Source organism: Erythrobacter rubeus, from assembly GCF_014705715.1.
Classification (GTDB): domain Bacteria; phylum Pseudomonadota; class Alphaproteobacteria; order Sphingomonadales; family Sphingomonadaceae; genus Erythrobacter; species Erythrobacter rubeus.
This window is the reverse complement of sequence record NZ_JACXLC010000001.1, coordinates 1,147,279-1,164,952: the sequence shown is the minus strand read 5'-3', so window position 1 is coordinate 1,164,952 and position 17,674 is coordinate 1,147,279. Positions and strand designations below refer to the sequence as shown.

General features: G+C 58.8%; 17 protein-coding genes. 10 read left to right on the top strand and 7 right to left on the bottom strand.

Features of this window, described 5'->3' with window-relative positions; all coding sequences use genetic code 11:
* Positions 1-34 precede the first annotated feature (34 nt).
* From IB285_RS05725 to IB285_RS05710, 4 genes are read left to right on the top strand one after another with little or no spacing between them, the layout of a single operon-like run.
* Positions 35-1,024 carry a sodium-dependent bicarbonate transport family permease gene (locus tag IB285_RS05725; RefSeq protein ID WP_190787269.1) on the top strand — a complete coding sequence of 330 codons (990 nt, stop codon included), beginning with the start codon at positions 35-37 and terminating at the stop codon, positions 1,022-1,024.
* Entirely contained in the window at positions 1,021-1,329 is a 309-nt protein-coding gene (locus IB285_RS05720) for a P-II family nitrogen regulator (protein ID WP_190787268.1), read from the top strand. The genes IB285_RS05725 and IB285_RS05720 overlap by 4 nt, the downstream gene beginning before the upstream one ends.
* 30 nt (positions 1,330-1,359) lie before the next feature.
* Complete coding sequence (locus IB285_RS05715; protein ID WP_190787267.1) at positions 1,360-2,001, top strand: carbonic anhydrase; 642 nt, start codon at positions 1,360-1,362, stop codon at positions 1,999-2,001.
* A 40-nt stretch (positions 2,002-2,041) separates the two neighbouring features.
* A complete protein-coding gene (locus tag IB285_RS05710) occupies positions 2,042-2,761 on the top strand; it encodes an NYN domain-containing protein (protein ID WP_190787266.1) in 720 nt (239 codons plus the stop codon).
* An 80-nt stretch (positions 2,762-2,841) separates the two neighbouring features.
* Here IB285_RS05710 and IB285_RS05705 read toward each other — a convergent pair whose 3' ends face one another.
* Entirely contained in the window at positions 2,842-4,191 is a 1,350-nt protein-coding gene (locus IB285_RS05705; RefSeq protein WP_190787265.1) for a tetratricopeptide repeat protein, read from the bottom strand.
* Between the two features lie 393 nt (positions 4,192-4,584).
* Between IB285_RS05705 and gyrA the strand changes: the two genes are divergently transcribed.
* Entirely contained in the window at positions 4,585-7,341 is a 2,757-nt protein-coding gene (gyrA, locus tag IB285_RS05700; RefSeq protein WP_407925600.1) for a DNA gyrase subunit A, read from the top strand.
* 24 nt (positions 7,342-7,365) lie between these two features.
* Here the strand turns inward: gyrA and IB285_RS05695 are convergent, their stop codons facing one another.
* A complete protein-coding gene (locus IB285_RS05695; protein WP_190787263.1) occupies positions 7,366-8,016 on the bottom strand; it encodes a lysoplasmalogenase family protein in 651 nt (216 codons plus the stop codon).
* 90 nt (positions 8,017-8,106) lie between these two features.
* Between IB285_RS05695 and trmFO the strand changes: the two genes are divergently transcribed.
* Positions 8,107-9,492, top strand: a complete 1,386-nt coding sequence (trmFO, locus tag IB285_RS05690) for a methylenetetrahydrofolate--tRNA-(uracil(54)-C(5))-methyltransferase (FADH(2)-oxidizing) TrmFO (RefSeq protein WP_190787262.1) — start codon at positions 8,107-8,109, stop codon at positions 9,490-9,492.
* A gap of 2 nt (positions 9,493-9,494) precedes the next feature.
* Here the strand turns inward: trmFO and IB285_RS05685 are convergent, their stop codons facing one another.
* Both IB285_RS05685 and IB285_RS05680 read right to left on the bottom strand, forming a co-directional pair.
* On the bottom strand, positions 9,495-9,959 hold the full coding sequence (locus IB285_RS05685; RefSeq protein WP_190787261.1) for an EF-hand domain-containing protein: 465 nt from the start codon (positions 9,957-9,959) through the stop codon (positions 9,495-9,497).
* Between the two features lie 41 nt (positions 9,960-10,000).
* Positions 10,001-10,654 (bottom strand): hypothetical protein, encoded by a 654-nt coding sequence (locus tag IB285_RS05680; protein ID WP_190787260.1) that lies wholly within the window; start codon positions 10,652-10,654, stop codon positions 10,001-10,003.
* A 186-nt stretch (positions 10,655-10,840) separates the two neighbouring features.
* Here IB285_RS05680 and IB285_RS05675 point away from each other — a divergent pair, with 186 nt between their 5' ends.
* The 3 genes from IB285_RS05675 to IB285_RS05665 are packed head-to-tail and all read left to right on the top strand — an operon-like array spanning position 10,841 to position 13,631.
* Positions 10,841-12,373, top strand: a complete 1,533-nt coding sequence (locus IB285_RS05675) for a TadE/TadG family type IV pilus assembly protein (protein ID WP_190787259.1) — start codon at positions 10,841-10,843, stop codon at positions 12,371-12,373.
* Positions 12,370-12,990, top strand: a complete 621-nt coding sequence (locus IB285_RS05670; RefSeq protein ID WP_328705854.1) for a TadE/TadG family type IV pilus assembly protein — start codon at positions 12,370-12,372, stop codon at positions 12,988-12,990. The genes IB285_RS05675 and IB285_RS05670 overlap by 4 nt, the downstream gene beginning before the upstream one ends.
* On the top strand, positions 12,987-13,631 hold the full coding sequence (locus IB285_RS05665) for a TadE/TadG family type IV pilus assembly protein (protein WP_190787257.1): 645 nt from the start codon (positions 12,987-12,989) through the stop codon (positions 13,629-13,631). The genes IB285_RS05670 and IB285_RS05665 overlap by 4 nt, the downstream gene beginning before the upstream one ends.
* 4 nt (positions 13,632-13,635) lie before the next feature.
* On the opposite strand, the gene IB285_RS05660 is transcribed toward IB285_RS05665, so the two are convergent.
* From IB285_RS05660 to IB285_RS05650, 3 genes are all read right to left on the bottom strand, one after another.
* The gene (locus tag IB285_RS05660; RefSeq protein ID WP_190787256.1) at positions 13,636-15,018 is read right to left on the bottom strand and encodes a pyruvate dehydrogenase complex E1 component subunit beta; all 1,383 of its coding nucleotides are present in this window, start codon (positions 15,016-15,018) and stop codon (positions 13,636-13,638) included.
* Between the two features lie 3 nt (positions 15,019-15,021).
* Positions 15,022-16,143 (bottom strand): pyruvate dehydrogenase (acetyl-transferring) E1 component subunit alpha, encoded by a 1,122-nt coding sequence (pdhA, locus tag IB285_RS05655; RefSeq protein ID WP_190787255.1) that lies wholly within the window; start codon positions 16,141-16,143, stop codon positions 15,022-15,024.
* A 198-nt stretch (positions 16,144-16,341) separates the two neighbouring features.
* The gene (locus IB285_RS05650) at positions 16,342-16,641 is read right to left on the bottom strand and encodes an FtsB family cell division protein (RefSeq protein WP_190787254.1); all 300 of its coding nucleotides are present in this window, start codon (positions 16,639-16,641) and stop codon (positions 16,342-16,344) included.
* A 157-nt stretch (positions 16,642-16,798) separates the two neighbouring features.
* On the opposite strand from IB285_RS05650, the gene IB285_RS05645 reads away from it, so the two are divergent.
* Entirely contained in the window at positions 16,799-17,671 is an 873-nt protein-coding gene (locus tag IB285_RS05645) for a mechanosensitive ion channel family protein (protein ID WP_234033076.1), read from the top strand.
* The last annotated feature ends 3 nt before the right edge of the window (positions 17,672-17,674 follow it).

Here is a 17,674-nt window from a genome sequence, read left to right as displayed (position 1 = left end):
TTCATGCAACTCATGGATCGTTAAAGGGGCGGCAATGTTCGAAACTGCAATTCAGACCTTCACATCCCCGGTGGTCCTTTTCTTCGTACTGGGGTTGCTTGCAGCGTTCGCGCGGTCCGATCTTGCGATCCCGGAGGCCATTGCCAAGGCGATGTCGCTCTACCTTATGGCCGCGATCGGTATCAAAGGCGGCGTTGCGGTGGCGAAATCCGGCATTGATGCGACGGTGATATCGGCGCTGGGTGCAGGCATCCTTGCCGGGTTCTTGCTCCCGTTTTTCGCGTATGCGGTGCTCAAGACATTTGGAAAGCTCGACCGCATCAATTCCGGCGCGGTCGCGGCGCATTATGGTTCCATCAGTGTCGTCACCTTCGTGACCGCGGTTGAAATCCTGACCGGCCAAGCACGCGAGCCCGGTGGTTATATGGTCGCCGTGATGGCAGCGATGGAAGCGCCGGCGATCCTGTCCGGCCTGCTGCTCGCCCGCGGTCTTGGCAGCAAGGATGAAGGCAGTCAGAGCACGGGCGAAATGTTCCACGAGGTGTTCACCAATTCCTCGATTGTCCTGCTGCTCGGCGCATTCGCCATTGGGATGATCGGAGGACCAGACGGCTTCGCTCCTGTCAGCCCGTTCTTCGAAGCCGGGTTCAAAGGCGTTCTGTGCATCTTCCTGCTCGATATGGGGCTTATCGCCGCTCGCCGCATGATGGATGCGCGCGCGATCACGTGGCGCCTTACCTCCATCGCTATCTTCCTGCCGCTGGTGAACGGGGTGTTCGGAACCGCACTTGGCGTAGGCATCGGGCTCGATGCTGGCTCTGCCGCGGCGCTAGGCGTGCTGTGCGCCAGCGCGAGCTATATCGCCGTGCCCGCAGCGATGCGGCTTGCCCTGCCGGAGGCTGACCCTGGCATTTATCTGACCATGTCGCTCAGCATCACCTTCCCCTTCAACGTGCTTATCAATATCGGCATTATCAGCGCATTCGCAGTGTATCTGACAGGCAGTGGAGGGGTTGTGCCATGATCGAGACGGTAATTCGCAAGCGGATCGAAATCCTCGCCGACACCCAGCTGCAAAAGCGGGTGACCGCGGCTATCGACAAGGTCGGCATCACCGGGTGGACCATCGTCCCTGTGACCAGCGGAAAGGGCCGAGAAGGACCTTGGCGCGAAGAACGCGTGATGGGCACGGACAAGGTGCTCGTGCTCACAATAGCTGCGGAAGACAAGGCGATGGCCCTTGCCGAAGATCTGGCTCCCATGCTTACCAAGTACGGCTTTATCCTGAGCATGTGGGATGTTCAGGTGATCCGGGGGGAGCGATTCTAGCGCGCTCTATCCCGCGGAAGGGAGAGGAAAGTGCCGGAATTTGCCGAACTTCTGAAAGGCTATCGCCGCTTTCGCGCGGATACGTATCCGCGCCAACGCGCCCGCTTCGAAGAAACGATAGCGCAAGGTCAGCATCCCAAGCTGATGATCATCGGCTGCAGCGACAGCCGGGTCGACCCGGCACAGATATTCGATGTGGATCCGGGTGAGATTTTCGTGGTTCGCAATGTCGCCGCACTGGTCCCGCCCTTCGAAACCACACCAGGCCAGCACGGCGTTTCGGCTGCGGTCGAGTTCGCCGTTCAGATGCTCGAAGTGAAGCAGATCCTTGTCATGGGACATGGCCGGTGCGGAGGTTGCAAGGCCGCCCTCACCCGCAGCTTTGAAGGATCGGACCGCGGTTCCGGCGGGTTTGTTGCCGACTGGATCAAATTGCTCGATGAAGCGCGCGAACCGGTCGCACGCAAGCACGGGACAAACGGCCGGAAGGCCGAACTCGCGATGGAATTCGCCGCCATCCGCCAAAGTCTCGCCAATCTGCGCACGTTTCCGTGGCTCGCAGAGAAAGAACAATCCGGCGCGCTAAAGCTGCGCGGCGCTCATTTCTCGATCCGCGAAGGCGTGCTCTATTCGCTCGATGAAGAAACCGGCGAATTTCTTCCTGAAGATTGATCCCTTGCCCTTACCTGCTCGCCGCGTCATGTGAGCGCTCATGTCCACTGAACTCAAGAATATCGCCCTGCTGATCGATGCGGATAACACGACGCCGCAGGGTATCGATCCTGTCCTCACCGTCATGGCCGAGCTGGGCCAGGTCAATATCCGCCGCGCCTATGGCAATTTTGCGAAGGACAACCTCGCACGCTGGGACAAGATCACGAACAAGTTCGGCATCCGCCCGCAGCAGCAATTCGATGTGTCCAAGGGCAAGAATGCGACCGACATGGCCATGACGATCGACGCGATTGATCTGCTCTATCAAGGCAAGGTCGACGGGTTCGGCATCATGACATCGGACAGCGATTTTACTCCGCTTGTTACGCGTCTGAGGCAGGACGGCATTCTGGTCTACGGCTTTGGCGAGAAGAAGACACCGCCTGCGTTCCAGGCCGTTTGCACCAGGTTTCTCTACATTGACGAGCTGATTGCCACGACGACGGACGATAACGGCAAGAAGCCCAAGTCCAAGCGCGGATCGAACGCCGAAATGGTCGATCTCAATGACCTCGTCCTGGCCGCTTACCGCGAAGCAAAGCGCGACGATGCGGGCTTTGCGAAGCTGCAGCAGGTCGGTCAGATCGCTGGGAACCGGTCAAGCTTCGATGTGCGCAATTACGGTTTCAAGAGTTTGTCGGAACTCATTGGTTCGCTTGACAATTTTAAGCTTGAACGCCGGGACGACAACCAGGTCTATGTGAAACGGCTGCACTGAACCCTGCGCGCTTGCGGCACGAAAAAGGGGCACCGGGAGACGATCCCGATGCCCCTTTTCCTTTTTTGTCGGATAGCCGATCAGCTGGTCGCGTCGGCAACCTCCGTCACGCTTTCACCGGTGCTAGCCGACGGCGCGCTCATCTGATTGGCATAGGCAATCCAGAGCTGCGCAATCGGAGCTCGCAAGCCTTCGACTTTTGAAAGCGTCGTGCGCGCCGCATCATACTGCCCAAGACCAACCTGAGCCATCCCGAGACGCGTTAGCACTTCGGCGCTCTCAACACCTGGCATGGTCAGCGCCTTCTCATAGAATTTGGCGGCCTTGGCGTAATCGCCATAGCTGTAAAACGCGTTCGCAGCGGCGGTAACCGTGCGCAGCTGCGCCCCGGCAGCATCGGCATCCGATTCGAGCGCGGGCAGGTCCGCACGGTCGGTAGCGATACGTCCATCAGCCGTTGTGAGCGCATCGGCCACGAAGATATCATCGCGGCTGACGGCATCCTTCGCATATGCCTCTTCGATCACATCCTTCACTTCTTTCGGAAGACGGCGCGGATCGGCCGACTCCACGTAGTAGATGTAATCCTGCTTATCCTTGAGCGCGTTGACCGTGCGCGACAGACGCAGTAGATCGAGCATCTGCGCAGCTTCGTACGAGTTCAGATTGCGCGTCAGGTTGATCGCGTCGCGCCAATTGTCGGGCGACGGGAATTCGGCAATCCAGAGAGTCGCGAAGTCGTAGACCTGCGGCACGATCTCTTCGTTGTAGGCAACGGTCAGGCCGCGGCGATACCACTGCTCGGGAACGTCCAGCCCCTGCCCCTTACGCGCTTCGATGGCCTGATCGAGGAAGGCAAGTCCTTCGACATTCTGGCCAGCGGCGAAGAAGTTCTCAGCCATGGCGATCTGCAGATCAGCTTCCGAAATGTCGGCGGTCGTGAAGTTGTTGTCGATTGCGCCCTGCAGGTATGTCCGCGCTTTCGGGAAATCCTGCATGGCATTGGACAGCTGGTAAGCGATGAAGTTGTACCGGCCGACCTGCTCTGCAGGCACCTTGCCGCTTGCCAGCATCAGTTCCATACCCTGCAGCTGAAGCGGGCGATCGCTCAGCTTGATGCCCGAATTGAAGATCAGGCCGCCGGCGGCGATCTTCTCGTCATTGGTGTTCGACAACGGGATCAGTGCTTCGAGCTGCGTTTTGTAAGGCGCGGCGTCAGCGCCTTCTTCCTGCAGAGCTTCGTTGACGGGCTGATATGCGGCGATGAACTCATCAGAATAACCGCCGCCATCTTCTTCCTTGTCTTTCTTCTTGCGCTGCGCCTGTGCTTCGGCGGGATAGACAGCAGTGGCGACCACGGCAGAACCTGTTGCCAGAGCTACGGTCAAGGCGAGATTCGAGCTACGCTTACGCATATTGAAAAGTGTCATTCGGGGTATCTCCTGCGGTGTTGTACGCCGCGCTGCCTAGAATTTCGGTTCGCGGTCGGATTTGTGCCTGACGCGCTTTGAACCCAAGCGCCCAGATTTGCAATTCTGCCTAGGTGAACCGGGCTGAATGGCCTTTGAATGGTTTTCATAAAAACGGATCGAACGCCCTGTGGTTCCGGAGTTTGCCCTCGAGTGCTTTCTCTCGCACTGCATCGGAGTGCGAGCTGTATGGCAAGTGTGGAAAAGATCGCTTTGTTCTAACAATGTTCCGCTCGGCGCGTGGCGATTTGCAACGCGAAACCCTACATTGATAGTTGTACATCATAGCAATCAGAAACGGCCCTCACTTTGAGCGACGATAACGACATCATCGATTCCCCAAATCCTTCACCCATGGGTGATTACGAACGCATCGACATCGTCGATGAGATGAAGACGAGCTACCTCGATTACGCCATGAGCGTGATCGTGGCGCGCGCCCTTCCCGACGTTCGCGACGGGCTGAAACCGGTGCATCGCCGCATTCTCTACGCCAGCCAGGAAGGCGGCTTCGTCGCCGGACGCCCTTATCGCAAGAGCGCGAAGATCGTCGGCGACGTGATGGGTAACTACCACCCACACGGCGATTCAGCGATTTACGATGCGCTCGCTCGCATGACGCAGGACTGGTCGCTGCGCGTGCCGCTGGTCGATGGCCAGGGCAATTTCGGCTCGATGGACCCGGACCCGCCCGCCTCGATGCGTTACACCGAGGCACGGCTCGCCCGCGTGGCGAACACGCTGCTCGACGATCTAGACAAGGATACGGTCGATTTCGCCGATAACTACGACGGCAGCAGGCAGGAGCCTACCGTCCTTCCCGCTCGCTTCCCCAACCTGCTCGTCAACGGCGCGGGCGGGATCGCGGTCGGCATGGCGACCAACGTTCCGCCGCACAATCTGGGCGAAGTGATCGACGGCTGTCTCGCCTATATCGAAGACCCGACGATCACGACCGAGCAATTGTTCGAGATCATTCCTGGACCCGATTTCCCCACCGCTCCGCTGATCCTTGGATCCAGCGGCGCGAAAGCGGCCTATACGACTGGGCGCGGCTCCATCCTGATGCGCTGCCGCCACGAGATCGAGGAAAAGCGCGGCGATCGCCAATCGATCGTCCTCACATCGATCCCGTTTCAGGTCGGCAAGTCCGGGCTCGTCGAAAAAATCGCAGATGCGGCGAAAGAGAAGCGGATCGAAGGCATTTCGGATATCCGCGACGAAAGCTCCCGCGAAGGCGTGCGCGTCGTTGTCGATCTGAAGCGCGACGCTTCGCCCGAAGTCGTTCTCAACCAGATCTGGCGCTACACACCGGCCCAATCGAGCTTCCCGGCCAACATGCTTGCCATTCGCGGCGGCCGCCCGGAAACGCTGTCGCTGCGCGACATCATCCAGAGCTTCATCGGTTTCCGCGAAGAAGTCATCACGCGCCGAACCAAGTTCGAATTGAATAAGGCGCGTGAGCGGGCGCATCTCTTGCTGGGCCTCGTCGTCGCGGTATCCAACCTCGACGAAGTGGTCGCGATGATCCGCGGCGCTGCGAACCCTGCCGAGGCGCGGAGCAAATTGCTCGCGAAACAATGGCCGATCGGCGACATCGCGCAATATATCCGCCTTGTCGAAGCGATTGAACCGAATGCAGAGGAAGCAGGCGGCACCTACACCCTGTCCGAGCGGCAGGTGAAGGCGATCCTCGAACTGCGTCTGCACCGCCTCACCGCGCTCGGCCGCGACGAAATCGGCGAAGAGCTCAAGGAGCTGGCGGTCCAGATCGAGGAGCTGCTTTCGATCCTTGCCGACCGCGTGAAGCTCTACGGTCTGATGCGCGAGGAGCTGGAGGAGATCAAGGCGACCTACGCGACGCCGCGTGTCTCCGAGATCGCGCCTGCATGGGACGGGCTCGATGACGAAGACCTGATCGAGCGCGACGACATGGTCGTCACCGTGACGCTCGATGGATACATAAAGCGCACGCCGCTTTCGACTTTCCGCGCGCAAAATCGCGGCGGTAAAGGCCGTGCCGGTATGTCGACCAAGGATGAGGACGCCATCTCGGAGATGTTCGTCACCTCGACGCACAACCCGGTGCTGTTCTTCTCGACCGCGGGTAAGGTTTACCGGATCAAGGTCTGGAAGCTCCCCGAAGGCGGGCCGACCACTCGCGGGCGGCCGATTGTCAACATGCTACCCGCGCTCGACGATGGCGAAACCATCCGCACTGTCCTGCCTCTGCCCGAAGACGAGGATGAATGGGGCGCACTCTCGGTCGTGTTTGCGACCGCGAAAGGCAATACGCGCCGAAACTCGATGGATGCGTTCACGAACATCCCGTCGAATGGCAAATATGCGATGAAATTCGATGAGGACAGCGACGATCAGCTTATCGGCGTGCGGCTTGTTGCAGCGGGTGATGATGTGCTGCTCGCCTCGCGGCAGGGCAAGGCGATCCGCTTTGCCGCCGAGGACGTGCGTGAGTTCACCTCCCGCACCTCGACCGGTGTTCGCGGGATGAAGCTTGCCGAAGGCGACGAGGTTGTGTCCTTGTCCACCCTTGGCGCAACCGGAACCACGCCCGAAGAGCGCGAGCAATATCTCAAATACGCTCCGTGGAAGGGCGAAAAGGAAGGCGAACCCGACCTGACCGAAGAGCGCTATGAGACGCTCAAGGAAAAGGAGCAGTTCATCCTAACCGTCTGTTCGAACGGCTACGGTAAGGTGTCCAGCGCCTATGAATATCGCCGCATCGGACGCGGCGGTCAGGGCCTGATCAACATCGACAACATCGCTCGCAATGGCCCTGTCGTCGCAAGCTTCCCGGTCACAACCGGCGAGCAGTTGATGCTGGTCACCGATCAGGCAAAGCTCATTCGCATCGGGCTCGAGAGCCTGCGCGTTATCGGCCGCAATTCGGCAGGCGTTCGTCTGTTCGATGTCGGAAAAGGCGAAACGATCGTCAGCGCGGTGAAGATCGACGAAACCGAAGAGCCGGAAAACGAAGCGGAAGAACTGGTGGTCGAGGAAATGGTGGAACGGCGCGGTGGCGGCGATGAAACCGCTCCCGACACGACGGCGCATTCGGACAAGAATATCGACGACGAGCCGGGCGGATAACCAACTGCGCCCGGCGCCCCGCCGCTATCTGGCGGGGTGTTCGCCGCGCAGCGTCTGCACCACGCCGGTCGCGATCATCAATTGACCGGCGTAATAAAGCGGCCAGACCAGAATGTCCGGTAGCACGCCGAGGTCGAATGCACCCATACGGCTGAAGATGAGCCAGTCGCTGACCACGAACAGAACGGCACCAATCCCCACACGGTAGCGTGGGAAACGGCTCATCCATGCAGCACCCGCCATCGCGCCGAGCGCGGCGGCGTAGATCGCTATCATCGGATCACCGCTCAGCAGATAGGATATCGCTGGAACTCCGATCAAAAGCACCAGTGCGAGCAGTTTCTGGCTCGTACTCGTGCGATTCCGGCGATTGCGCAGGTACAGCACGATCGCAGCAAGATGCGATGCGAAGAACAGAGCGCCGCCTGCCTCGAATGACAATTCCAGCACCGTGTCCGCCGCCGCCGACAGGGCAAACGCGAGGACCAGGATCCCCCCATCAAGCCCGTTCGTTCGCTTGAACGCATAGACAGCCAGCAGCCCAACCCCTGCCCCTTTCAGCAGAAACAGCCAAAGCTCGCCGATCGGATTGTTCCAGAGGAAGTAGTAAGCGCATGCCGCGACAACGCTCGCGAGCAGCCATGGTCGATGTTCGATCAATGCGCGTTTCGACACCTTGCTTCCCTCGCCTCCCCGAATGACTGGACCGTGCACCATGCCCGATTGGGCTTGCCGTTCGGCTACCACGCAATTACCTCGCGCTCCATGAGCAACTCCCAAACTACCCACGATGTTCATATTATCGGCGGCGGGCTCGCCGGGTCCGAAGCCGCGTGGCAGCTTGCCCGGCGCGGGGTGAAAGTGCGGCTGTCGGAGATGCGCGGATCGGGCGAGATGACGCCTGCGCACCAGACGGATGGGTTGGCGGAGCTGGTGTGCTCGAACAGTTTTCGCTCCGATGACGATACAAAGAACGCGGTCGGCCTGCTCCACCATGAAATGCGCGAGCTCGACAGCATCGTCATGCGCGCAGGCGAAACCGCGCGCGTGCCCGCCGGCAGCGCCATGGCGGTCGATCGGGACGTGTTCAGCGCGGCAGTAGAAAGGGCTCTATCAGAGCGTCCCAACATCACTATTGTGCGCGAACGGGTCGATGCCCTTCCCGAAGCAGGTCTGACAATTGTCGCGACCGGCCCGTTAACGGCGCAGTCATTGGCCCAGAGCATTGTCGGGGCGACCGGGGAAGAGCGGCTCGCTTTCTTCGATGCAATCGCGCCCATCGTCCACCGCGACAGCATCGACATGTCTAAATGCTGGATCCAGTCGCGCTGGAATAAGCGGACCGAAGCTTCAAACGAGGATGGCGATTACATCAACTGCCCAATGACCAAGGATCAGTACCTTGAATTCCATCAGGGGCTGATCGACGCGGAAAAGACCGATTTCAAGGAATGGGAGAAGGACACGCCTTATTTCGATGGGTGTATGCCGATTGAGGTCATGGCCGCGCGCGGGGTCGAAACGCTGCGATACGGGCCGATGAAGGGCGTCGGGCTCGACAATCCCTACGACACGACGGAAGAACATCCGCAGGGCCGCTGGCCCTATGCCGTGGTCCAGCTGCGCCAGGACAACAAACTCGGCACGCTGTGGAACATGGTCGGCTTTCAGACCAAGATGAAGTACGGCGCGCAGGTCGAGCTTTTCCGTACCATTCCCGGCCTTGAAAATGCCGAGTTTGCAAGGCTTGGCGGGCTACATCGCAACACATTTCTGAACTCGCCGCAGGTGCTCGACCGTCAGCTTCGCTTGAAAGCAGCGCCGCATATCCGCTTCGCCGGTCAGGTCACAGGCTGCGAAGGCTATGTCGAAAGCGCCGCCATCGGTCTCGTCGCTGGCATGATGACCGCGAACGAGCTGGCTGGGCGTGACTGGACGCCTTTGCCAGCGACCACTGCTCTCGGCGCACTGCTCAGCCACATCACCGGTGATGCCGAGGCGTCCACCTTCCAGCCGATGAACGTCAATTTCGGACTGTTTCCGCCACTTCACGAGGTGAAGAAGAAACAGCGCAAGGAAGCGTACACTTCACGGGCGAAAAGCGATCTGAAAGACTGGCTTGCAACGACTGGCGAGGCCGTACCCGCCTGATTTCAGCAGCGGCAGCTGGTGCGCCTCGCCTTGGGCTTCGGCGCGCTGGTGGCGAACTCAGCCGGAGAAAGCTCCGCATTGGCATCGGCGTCCATCTCATCGAAGCGAGTAACGGTGGTCACTGCCCATTCTTCGAAAGTCAGTAAGTTGTTGCCATCGACATCGAGCTTGCGAAAACCATCGGACCGGCTTGAGAGCATCTCGTTGCGCGTGATCTTGCGGTCGCGGTTGCGATCGTAGCGGAAGAAACGCTTTTCCTCACGGGTAAGCTCGCTTGCCTCGGGCGGCGTCGGCCCGGTCATTTCCCCTGGATCGCTGATCGGCAGGATTGCAGGCGACGGGCCAAGCTCTTCGGCAATCGGCGGCGGCGGGGCGTTTGCCTCAACCTTGGCGGTGCCTTGCCACCAGAATACGCCAACCCCGGCAAAGATCAGCCCAAGAAAAACCCCCAATATTGTCTGGCGCACCGGCCCCTCCGCTCTTTCGATTATCGAGTGATAACACGGAATTACGCGCCGAGGATACCCGCTCTGAGAGCGGTAAGCGACGCGCCTCGCCCTTCCATGAGCGGACGCCCTCCCGACTTGAGGGCACGCATCGCGAGAGCGTCCAGCACCGCAAGGCCTCTAAGCGCGCGCGGCAACCTTCCGCCGGCCCGGATATTCAGGGCCGTTCGCACGATCTCCGCCCGTTCGGCGTCATCCGACACCCGGCGCGCAGCATCCGCCAGCGCCCAGCGAATACCAGCGGCCTGTGCGCGGTCTCGCTCGTCATCCGTGGCATCGCCGAGGAAGTGCAGGAATGCGCAGGCCCGCCCCTTGCCGAAATCCAGCAATTGCGAGCTCGCCAGCTGGTCTGAAACAATCAGCACTTCCCAGCCGTCGATGACAGGGACCATCGCAGGTTCGTTTCCTGCCCAATGCTCCCCGATTGCATCGAGGACCGCATCGCCCGAGGGCCTCTCGGCGGATGGCTTGCCAAGCATTTCGCGCCACCATGCGAGCCGCATTTGGCCCAGTATCGGCTCGGTCGTTCCCGAAAGAATCCGCGCGAGCCGCCCGTCCAATGCGAAATAGGTGCGCATCGCCGGTCGGATGGCGGAAGGCGTGTAAGCCAATGCGAGCTCCAGCTCCGGCGGCAGGTGTTCTTCAGTGTCCGTCATTTCGAAGCCGCTCTGGCACCGAGTTTTGGTGCCTTGTCAATACGCGTCCGAGAGGGTTTAGCACCGGTAAGTTAAAAAGTGCCCATTTTAACTTCTCGCTAACCATGTGGTTCAACAGATCGGATACCACGGCTGCGCTAAACCGCCTCGATACACGTCGATTTGCATTGACACTACGAGGGCACAATGGGTTCATTCCACACATTTCTGAAGAAGTTGCGTCAAGACCGTAAAGGAAACGCAATGGTTATCGGAGTGGCCGCGATCTTCCCGATCGCTGCCATGATCGGCTCTGGCCTCGACATGAGCCGCGCATATCTGGCTCAGGCCAAACTTCAGAATGCCTGCGACTCTGCTGCGCTGGCAGCTCGCCGTTCCATGGCCGGCAACGTCTTCGAGGAAAGCGACCGGGTTGAGGGGCAACGCTTTTTCGATTTCAACTTTCCTGATGGGACTGCCGGAGCTTCGGTAAACTCGGTGACGATTCAGCAGTCCGCGACCAATACCTCGACAGTCGAAGTATCGGCGAATGCCGAAGTGCCGACTACTTTGATGGCGATTTTCGGAAATGACGCGATTCCCATTTCAGTCACTTGTAACGCCGACCAAGATTACGGCAATAACGACATCATGGTGGTGCTCGACGTCACCGGCTCGATGAACAATTCGCCGTCCGGTGGCGGTGCCTCAAAGATCAGCATGCTTCGTAACGGTGCAGCTGGTCTGTATCGTGCACTTTCTGGTGCTGCAAATACGCGCACACGTTACGGCATCATCCCGTATTCCATGTCGGTGAATGTCGCCCGTCGCCTGCGCACGCGAGATATCTTGCGCGAAACCTATTACTTGCAGTGCGATAACGGCGATGATGACGAGCCGAACGATCCCGACGATTGCACCTATCGCGAAACCGAGCTGGTCCCGATTCACATCAATGATACTAAATGGGCATCGGATGAGAATACAACAGGCCAGAACATCCGAGATTTTCGTCAGAGCGGTGAAGGTTGTGTTGAAGAGCGTCCGTCAATCGGCGAAAGCGATCACCCAATCGTGATCAGGACCACTGTTTCTGAGGACGACATTGATCTCATCGCTAGCAATGGCAACGACCGCGCGCGTCAGTGGGGCCGCTACGATCCCGATCAGCAGCATGCCCAGGATTACGATGTTTGTCCGGCTGAAGCGACAAAGCTCAGAACCTATGGAGGCGAAGCCGCCTATCAAAACGCGATCGACGCGGCCACCGCGACGGTAACTGGTAACACTTATCACGATCTCGGCATTATCTGGGCATCGCGCTTTCTTTCTTCGACGGGGATGTTCGCGAGCGATAATCCTGAAGAGTTTAATGGTGTGCCTGTAGCAAAACACATCGTGTTCTTGACGGATGGCGAAATGTGCCCGGAAGATGACGCTTACACTAGCTATGGTGTTGAAGACGTAGAGGATCGCATTACCGGAACGGCCGGCAGGATCTATGGATGCGGCAACAGCACCTTGAGAGGCTTGCACACCGAACGTTTCCTTTCTGCCTGCAACACCGCAAGAGGGATGGGGATGACGATCTGGGTCATCGCCTTCGATGTAACCGATACCGATGACATCGCGCCGTGCGCTACAAGCACCGGCCACTTTTACACCAGCGATGGCTCTAATCTTGAGGCAGTGTTTGAGCGTATTGGACAGGGAATCGGTCGATTGAGGTTGACACAATGATTGGATTTTCTTCGAAACTCCTTCATGCAATCCGCGATAGGAGCGGGGTTGCCGCGACAGAATTCGGTCTGATCGCACTTCCGTTCTGCGTGCTAATCGTTGGAGCACTGGATGTCGGGTATGAGAACTACTTGCGAGTTCAGATGCAAGGCGTGCTCAACGATGTCGCGCGGACCGGCACCGTGCAAAACCCGGATTTTGGTGCCTCTGGTGCAACGCCGGAGGAACAGATTGAAAACGCGTTGAAAAACCGGATCAACCTGGTCGCACGGAACGCAACGTACACCATCGAACAGACAAATTATTACGAGTTTTCCGGTGTCGGACGTTCGGAGAAGCTTGTCACTGACGTAAACGGAAACGGAGAGTTCGACGCTAGCGAGGACTGCTGGGAAGACCTGGACGGTGACGGCGAATTTGACGAAATTGCCGGTCGTGATGGTTTGGGCGGCGCGGACGATGTCGTCTTTTACGAGGTCAATGTTGTAATGCCGAGGCTTCTACCAATGACTTCGCTTCTTGGATTTGACGGAAACTACAACCTTACCGCTCGAGCAGCGGTTCGAAATCAGCCATATGGCGATCAGGCGGTCCCCTTGGTGGAGTGCGGATCATGAAAAAGCGATCTGAACGTGCCTCAGTGCGCGAGCTTAAAAATGAAACCGAAGGTGTGGTGCTCATAGAGTTTGCGCTCATCCTCCCCCTTCTCATCACGCTGATTTTTGGCTGTCTGGAACTAGCAAATTATGCGCTATCGCATCTGCGCGTTAGCCAAATTGCCTTGACAGTTGCCGACAACGCCGGGCGTGTTCAAACCTCGATCGACGAAGTCGATATCTACGAGGTATTTGAAGGTGCCCGAACGGTTGGTGATCCTATCGATTTCGCAGCTAACGGGCGCTTGGTGCTCTCTTCTTTGCAGAATAATGAACAGACGGGCAGTGATGCAGGCCAGATGATCAATTGGCAACGCTGCATGGGCCAACTTGATGTCGATCCCGCCTACGGTGAAGAGGGCGATGGTCGAAACAACGATGACCTGGAAGACGGTTTGGGACCTGCCGGGAACAAAATCGTGGCTGCTGACGGAACAGCAGTTATGTTTGTAGAAGTGACATACACTTATCAGCCGCTAATCAATCTCGGATTTATCAACAACGCGAGCGAAATCCGGTACGAAAGCGCGTTCAACGTTCGCGAACGGGCTAACCAGGACATCACAAATACACAGTCATTGACAACCAACGACTGCGACTGACTGTCTAATCCGCGTAGCAGACCTTCTTCGCCGCCGCGACGATGCGGTCGGCGTCGATGAGGGCCAGCTTTTCGAGGTTGGCAGCGTAGGGCAGAGGAACGTCTTCATTGCATACCCGCAGGACGGGCGCATCGAGATCGTCGAAGCCTTCCTCCATGCAGATCGCGATGATTTCACTGGCGATCGAGCAGGTTGGCCAGCCCTCTTCGGCTATGACGAGCCGGTTGGTCTTCGCGAGGCTCGTCAGCACTGCTTGCTTGTCTAGCGGGCGCAAGGTGCGCAGGTCGATCACTTCAGCATCGATACCCTCGCCAGCCAGAGTCTCTGCGGCTTCCAGAGCCATGCCAACGCCAATGGAATAGCTCACGATGGTGACGTCCGATCCCTCTCGCATGATCCGCGCCTTGCCGATCGGCAGCACATGGTCATCCAGATCGGGGACATCGAAGCTCTTGCCGTAAACCAGCTCGTTTTCCAGGAACACGACCGGGTCTTCCGATCGGATCGCGGCCTTCATCAGTCCCTTCGCATCGGCGCTGTCATAGGGCGCGATTACGATCAGGCCTGGGACACTTGCGTACCACGGACCATAATTCTGGCTGTGCTGAGCGCCGACGCGGCTGGCCGCGCCGTTTGGGCCGCGGAAAACGACGGGGCAGCGCATCTGACCGCCCGACATGTAATTCGTCTTGGCGGCAGAGTTCACGATGTGGTCGATCGCCTGCATCGCGAAGTTGAAAGTCATGAATTCAACAATCGGACGCAGACCGCCCATGGCAGCGCCGGTCCCTACCCCGGCGAAACCGTATTCGGTGATCGGGGTGTCGATCACCCGCTTGGGACCGAATTCCTCGAGTAGGCCTTGGGTCACCTTGTAGGCGCCCTGATATTCGGCGACTTCCTCTCCCATCACGAAAACGCGCGGATCGCTGCGCATTTCCTCTGCCATCCCATCCCGCAGCGCCTCGCGCACCGTGGTGCTTGTGAAGGTGGTGCCTTCCGGGATGTCGGGATCGGATTTTGGCTCGGTCTTGGGTCTTTCGGGTGCACTCACACCGCCCGGCTCGTCTCGGCCTTCGTCCTTCCCCTCGCCCGGGACAGGATCGGCCGGCTCAGGCGTCGGCGCGGGAGCAGCGGTTTCCTCGCCTTCCCCTTCGAGATGGGCGATCACGGTGCCGACTGCCACGTCCTCGGTCCCTTCCTTGATCAGGATCTTGGATAACACGCCCTCATCGATGGCTTCGAATTCCATCGTTGCCTTGTCGGTTTCGATTTCGGCGATGATGTCGCCGGGCTCGATCGCGTCCCCTTCGGACTTGAGCCATTTCGCGAGCGTGCCCTGCTCCATGGTCGGCGACAGCGCCGGCATCTTGAGTTCGATAGCCATGGATCAATACTCCTCCACCAGAACATCGGTGTAGAGTTCTTCCGGCGCAGGCTCAGGCGAATTCTCTGCAAAATCAGCGGATTCAGCCACAATCTTGCGAATTTCCTTGTCGATCGCTTTCAGCTCCTCCTCGGTCTTGCCGGTTTCGATGAGGGTTTTCTTCAGCCGTTCGATCGGATCGTGATGATCGCGCTGATCCTGCACTTCCTCGCGGGTTCGGTATTTCGCGGGATCCGACATTGAATGACCGCGATAACGGTAGGTGTTGAGCTCCATCAGCACCGGCCCCTTCCCATCGCGCACATGCTTGAACGCAACCTCTGCCGCCGCCCGCACCTCGAGCACGTCCATGCCGTTCACATCCATGCCCGGAATGCGGAATGCCGTGCCGCGGCGGTGGAAGCGTGTTTCTGCGGAAGAGCGCTTGGTCGCGGTGCCCATCGCATACTGGTTGTCTTCGACCACGAATACGATCGGCAGGTTCCAGAGCGCAGCCATGTTGAAGGTTTCGTACACCTGGCCCTGGTTCGCCGCACCGTCACCGAAATAGGCGAGGCACAGACCGCCATCTTCATTGTACTGATGCGCCAGAGCGAGACCGCCGCCGAGCGCGACTTGTGCGCCCACAATACCGTGACCGCCATAAAACTTGTGCTCGGTGCTGAACATGTGCATCGAGCCGCCCTTCCCCTTGGAAATGCCGGCCTCGCGCCCGGTCAGCTCTGCCATGATCACTTTCGGGTCGATCCCATAGGCCAGCATGTGGCCGTGATCGCGGTAACCGGTGATGACGCTGTCCTTGTCTCCGTCCAGCGCACTTTGCAGGCCGATGGCGACCGCTTCCTGACCGATATACAGGTGGCAGAACCCGCCGATCAGCCCAAGCCCGTAAAGCTGGCCCGCCTTTTCCTCGAACCGGCGGATGAGCAGCATCTGCCGATAGAATTCCATCATCTGGTCGGTATCGGCATCGAAGCGTTTATTGGCGTCGAATTCTTCCTGCAGCGAATGCAGAACAAAATCGGGATCGTCCTGCGCTGCGGTGGCATCTGCCTGTTTTTTCGCTGCTGGTTTCTTGGCGCCGGATTTTGCGGGCGACTTCTTGGATGCAGGCTGTTTCGCCAAGGTGCGTTATCCTCTTGCAATCGGCCGCGCCAAAGGGGGAGGAGAGCGCGCCGGTATTCCCATTGCCCCTATAGTCAGGTGTGTCGGCGGGACGCAACGTAAAGCGCGCCTTTTCAGCATGTCACCGCAGGATATTGAAATGGTGGAGGTGTGATGGCCGAACTTGCTGGCGAGACCGGCAAACGCCGAAGGAAGATGCTATTCGTCCTCGACCGTGATCATCACTTCGTCGGCGTGCAACACGCCCAGATTCTTGCGTACAAGCTCGCTGGCAAGATCGGGATCGGCAGCTTCGGGATTAAGGAGGTCTACTCGGTTGCGCAGAGCATCACGCTTTTCGGTGAGTTCCGCGACCTGCGCGCTGCGCTGCTCGAGGGCCTGCACATTCTCGCTCCATGCGAGCAGGCCCGTGGGGCCAGCGATGGCAAATCCGGTCAGGACGAGCAGCGCCATGAGCGCAAGGCCCTGCCGCAACTGTTCCCGTGGTGGTCTGCGCATTCCCTAATTCCCCAATACAACTCTACAGAATCATAGTTAACCCGCGGCATCAAGTCGAAACGTGACGTACCGGTCGTTTTTCTTGGTGTGTTGCTTCGGAACGAACCGCGCCGCTCCCTCGTTAAAGGCAAAAAACAACGAGGGACCTGCGAAAATTATGCTCAGCACATTGATGGAACAGCTGAATGAGATGGGCACCGAACTGGTGCGCACTTTGCCCAGCATTGCCATTGCGATCGTCATCATCGTCATCACTGCGATCGTGGCGGGCTTCACGGTGAAAATTGCCGATGCGCTTATCGGCAAGACCGATCTGCGCCCGTCGTTGCGCAATCTCATCGAAACGCTGGTGAAGCTGGGCACGTGGATTCTCGGCCTCCTCATTGCTGCGATCGTGGTGTTCCCCGGCCTTACCGTTGGCAGTCTCATCGCAGGGCTCGGCATAGGCGCGGTCGCCATCGGCTTTGCATTTCAGGACATTTTCGAGAATTTCCTTGCAGGCGTGCTGATCATGATCCGCGAGAAGATGCGGATCGGCGACGTGATCGAATGCGAAGGGATCATCGGCAAGGTCGAGCACATCACGCTGCGCGAATCGCACATTCGCGCGCTCTCGGGCGAGCTGACCGTCGTGCCGAACTCGGTGCTGTTCAAGAATCCCGTCGAAATCCTGACCGACAAGGATCAGCGCCGCCACGATGTCGTGATCGGGGTGTCCTACGACACCGACCTCGACGAAGCGGCGGAGGTCATCCGCAAGGCCGTGTCCGCGGTCGATGAAGTCGATACCGAAAAAGGCCTCGACATATTCGCGCAGGAATTCAACTCATCATCGGTCGATTTCCTCGTGCGCTGGTGGTCGGGTTCCACTCCTCGCAATGGCTGGGAATCGAAGGACAAGGTCGTGCGCGCGATCAAGCGCGGGCTGGACGATGCAGGTATCGAGATCCCGTTCCCTTACATCACGCACACGTTCAAGGAGCGTGTGCCGATGGGGCAGGATCCGGGCGAGCCAAGCACCGGCAGCTGATCC

What these genes read in the sequence shown, in the direction of transcription:
- IB285_RS05725 (WP_190787269.1), top strand. Translation starts at nt 35, where the DNA reads ATGTTCGAAACTGCAATTCAGACCTTCACATCCCCGGTGGTCCTTTTC.
- IB285_RS05720 (WP_190787268.1), top strand. Translation starts at nt 1,021, where the DNA reads ATGATCGAGACGGTAATTCGCAAGCGGATCGAAATCCTCGCCGACACC.
- IB285_RS05710 (WP_190787266.1), top strand. Translation starts at nt 2,042, where the DNA reads ATGTCCACTGAACTCAAGAATATCGCCCTGCTGATCGATGCGGATAAC.
- IB285_RS05705 (WP_190787265.1), bottom strand. Translation starts at nt 4,191, where the DNA reads ATGACACTTTTCAATATGCGTAAGCGTAGCTCGAATCTCGCCTTGACC.
- gyrA (WP_407925600.1), top strand. Translation starts at nt 4,585, where the DNA reads ATGGGTGATTACGAACGCATCGACATCGTCGATGAGATGAAGACGAGC.
- trmFO (WP_190787262.1), top strand. Translation starts at nt 8,107, where the DNA reads ATGAGCAACTCCCAAACTACCCACGATGTTCATATTATCGGCGGCGGG.
- IB285_RS05680 (WP_190787260.1), bottom strand. Translation starts at nt 10,654, where the DNA reads ATGACGGACACTGAAGAACACCTGCCGCCGGAGCTGGAGCTCGCATTG.
- IB285_RS05675 (WP_190787259.1), top strand. Translation starts at nt 10,841, where the DNA reads ATGGGTTCATTCCACACATTTCTGAAGAAGTTGCGTCAAGACCGTAAA.
- IB285_RS05670 (WP_328705854.1), top strand. Translation starts at nt 12,370, where the DNA reads ATGATTGGATTTTCTTCGAAACTCCTTCATGCAATCCGCGATAGGAGC.
- IB285_RS05665 (WP_190787257.1), top strand. Translation starts at nt 12,987, where the DNA reads ATGAAAAAGCGATCTGAACGTGCCTCAGTGCGCGAGCTTAAAAATGAA.
- IB285_RS05660 (WP_190787256.1), bottom strand. Translation starts at nt 15,018, where the DNA reads ATGGCTATCGAACTCAAGATGCCGGCGCTGTCGCCGACCATGGAGCAG.
- IB285_RS05650 (WP_190787254.1), bottom strand. Translation starts at nt 16,641, where the DNA reads ATGCGCAGACCACCACGGGAACAGTTGCGGCAGGGCCTTGCGCTCATG.
- IB285_RS05645 (WP_234033076.1), top strand. Translation starts at nt 16,799, where the DNA reads ATGCTCAGCACATTGATGGAACAGCTGAATGAGATGGGCACCGAACTG.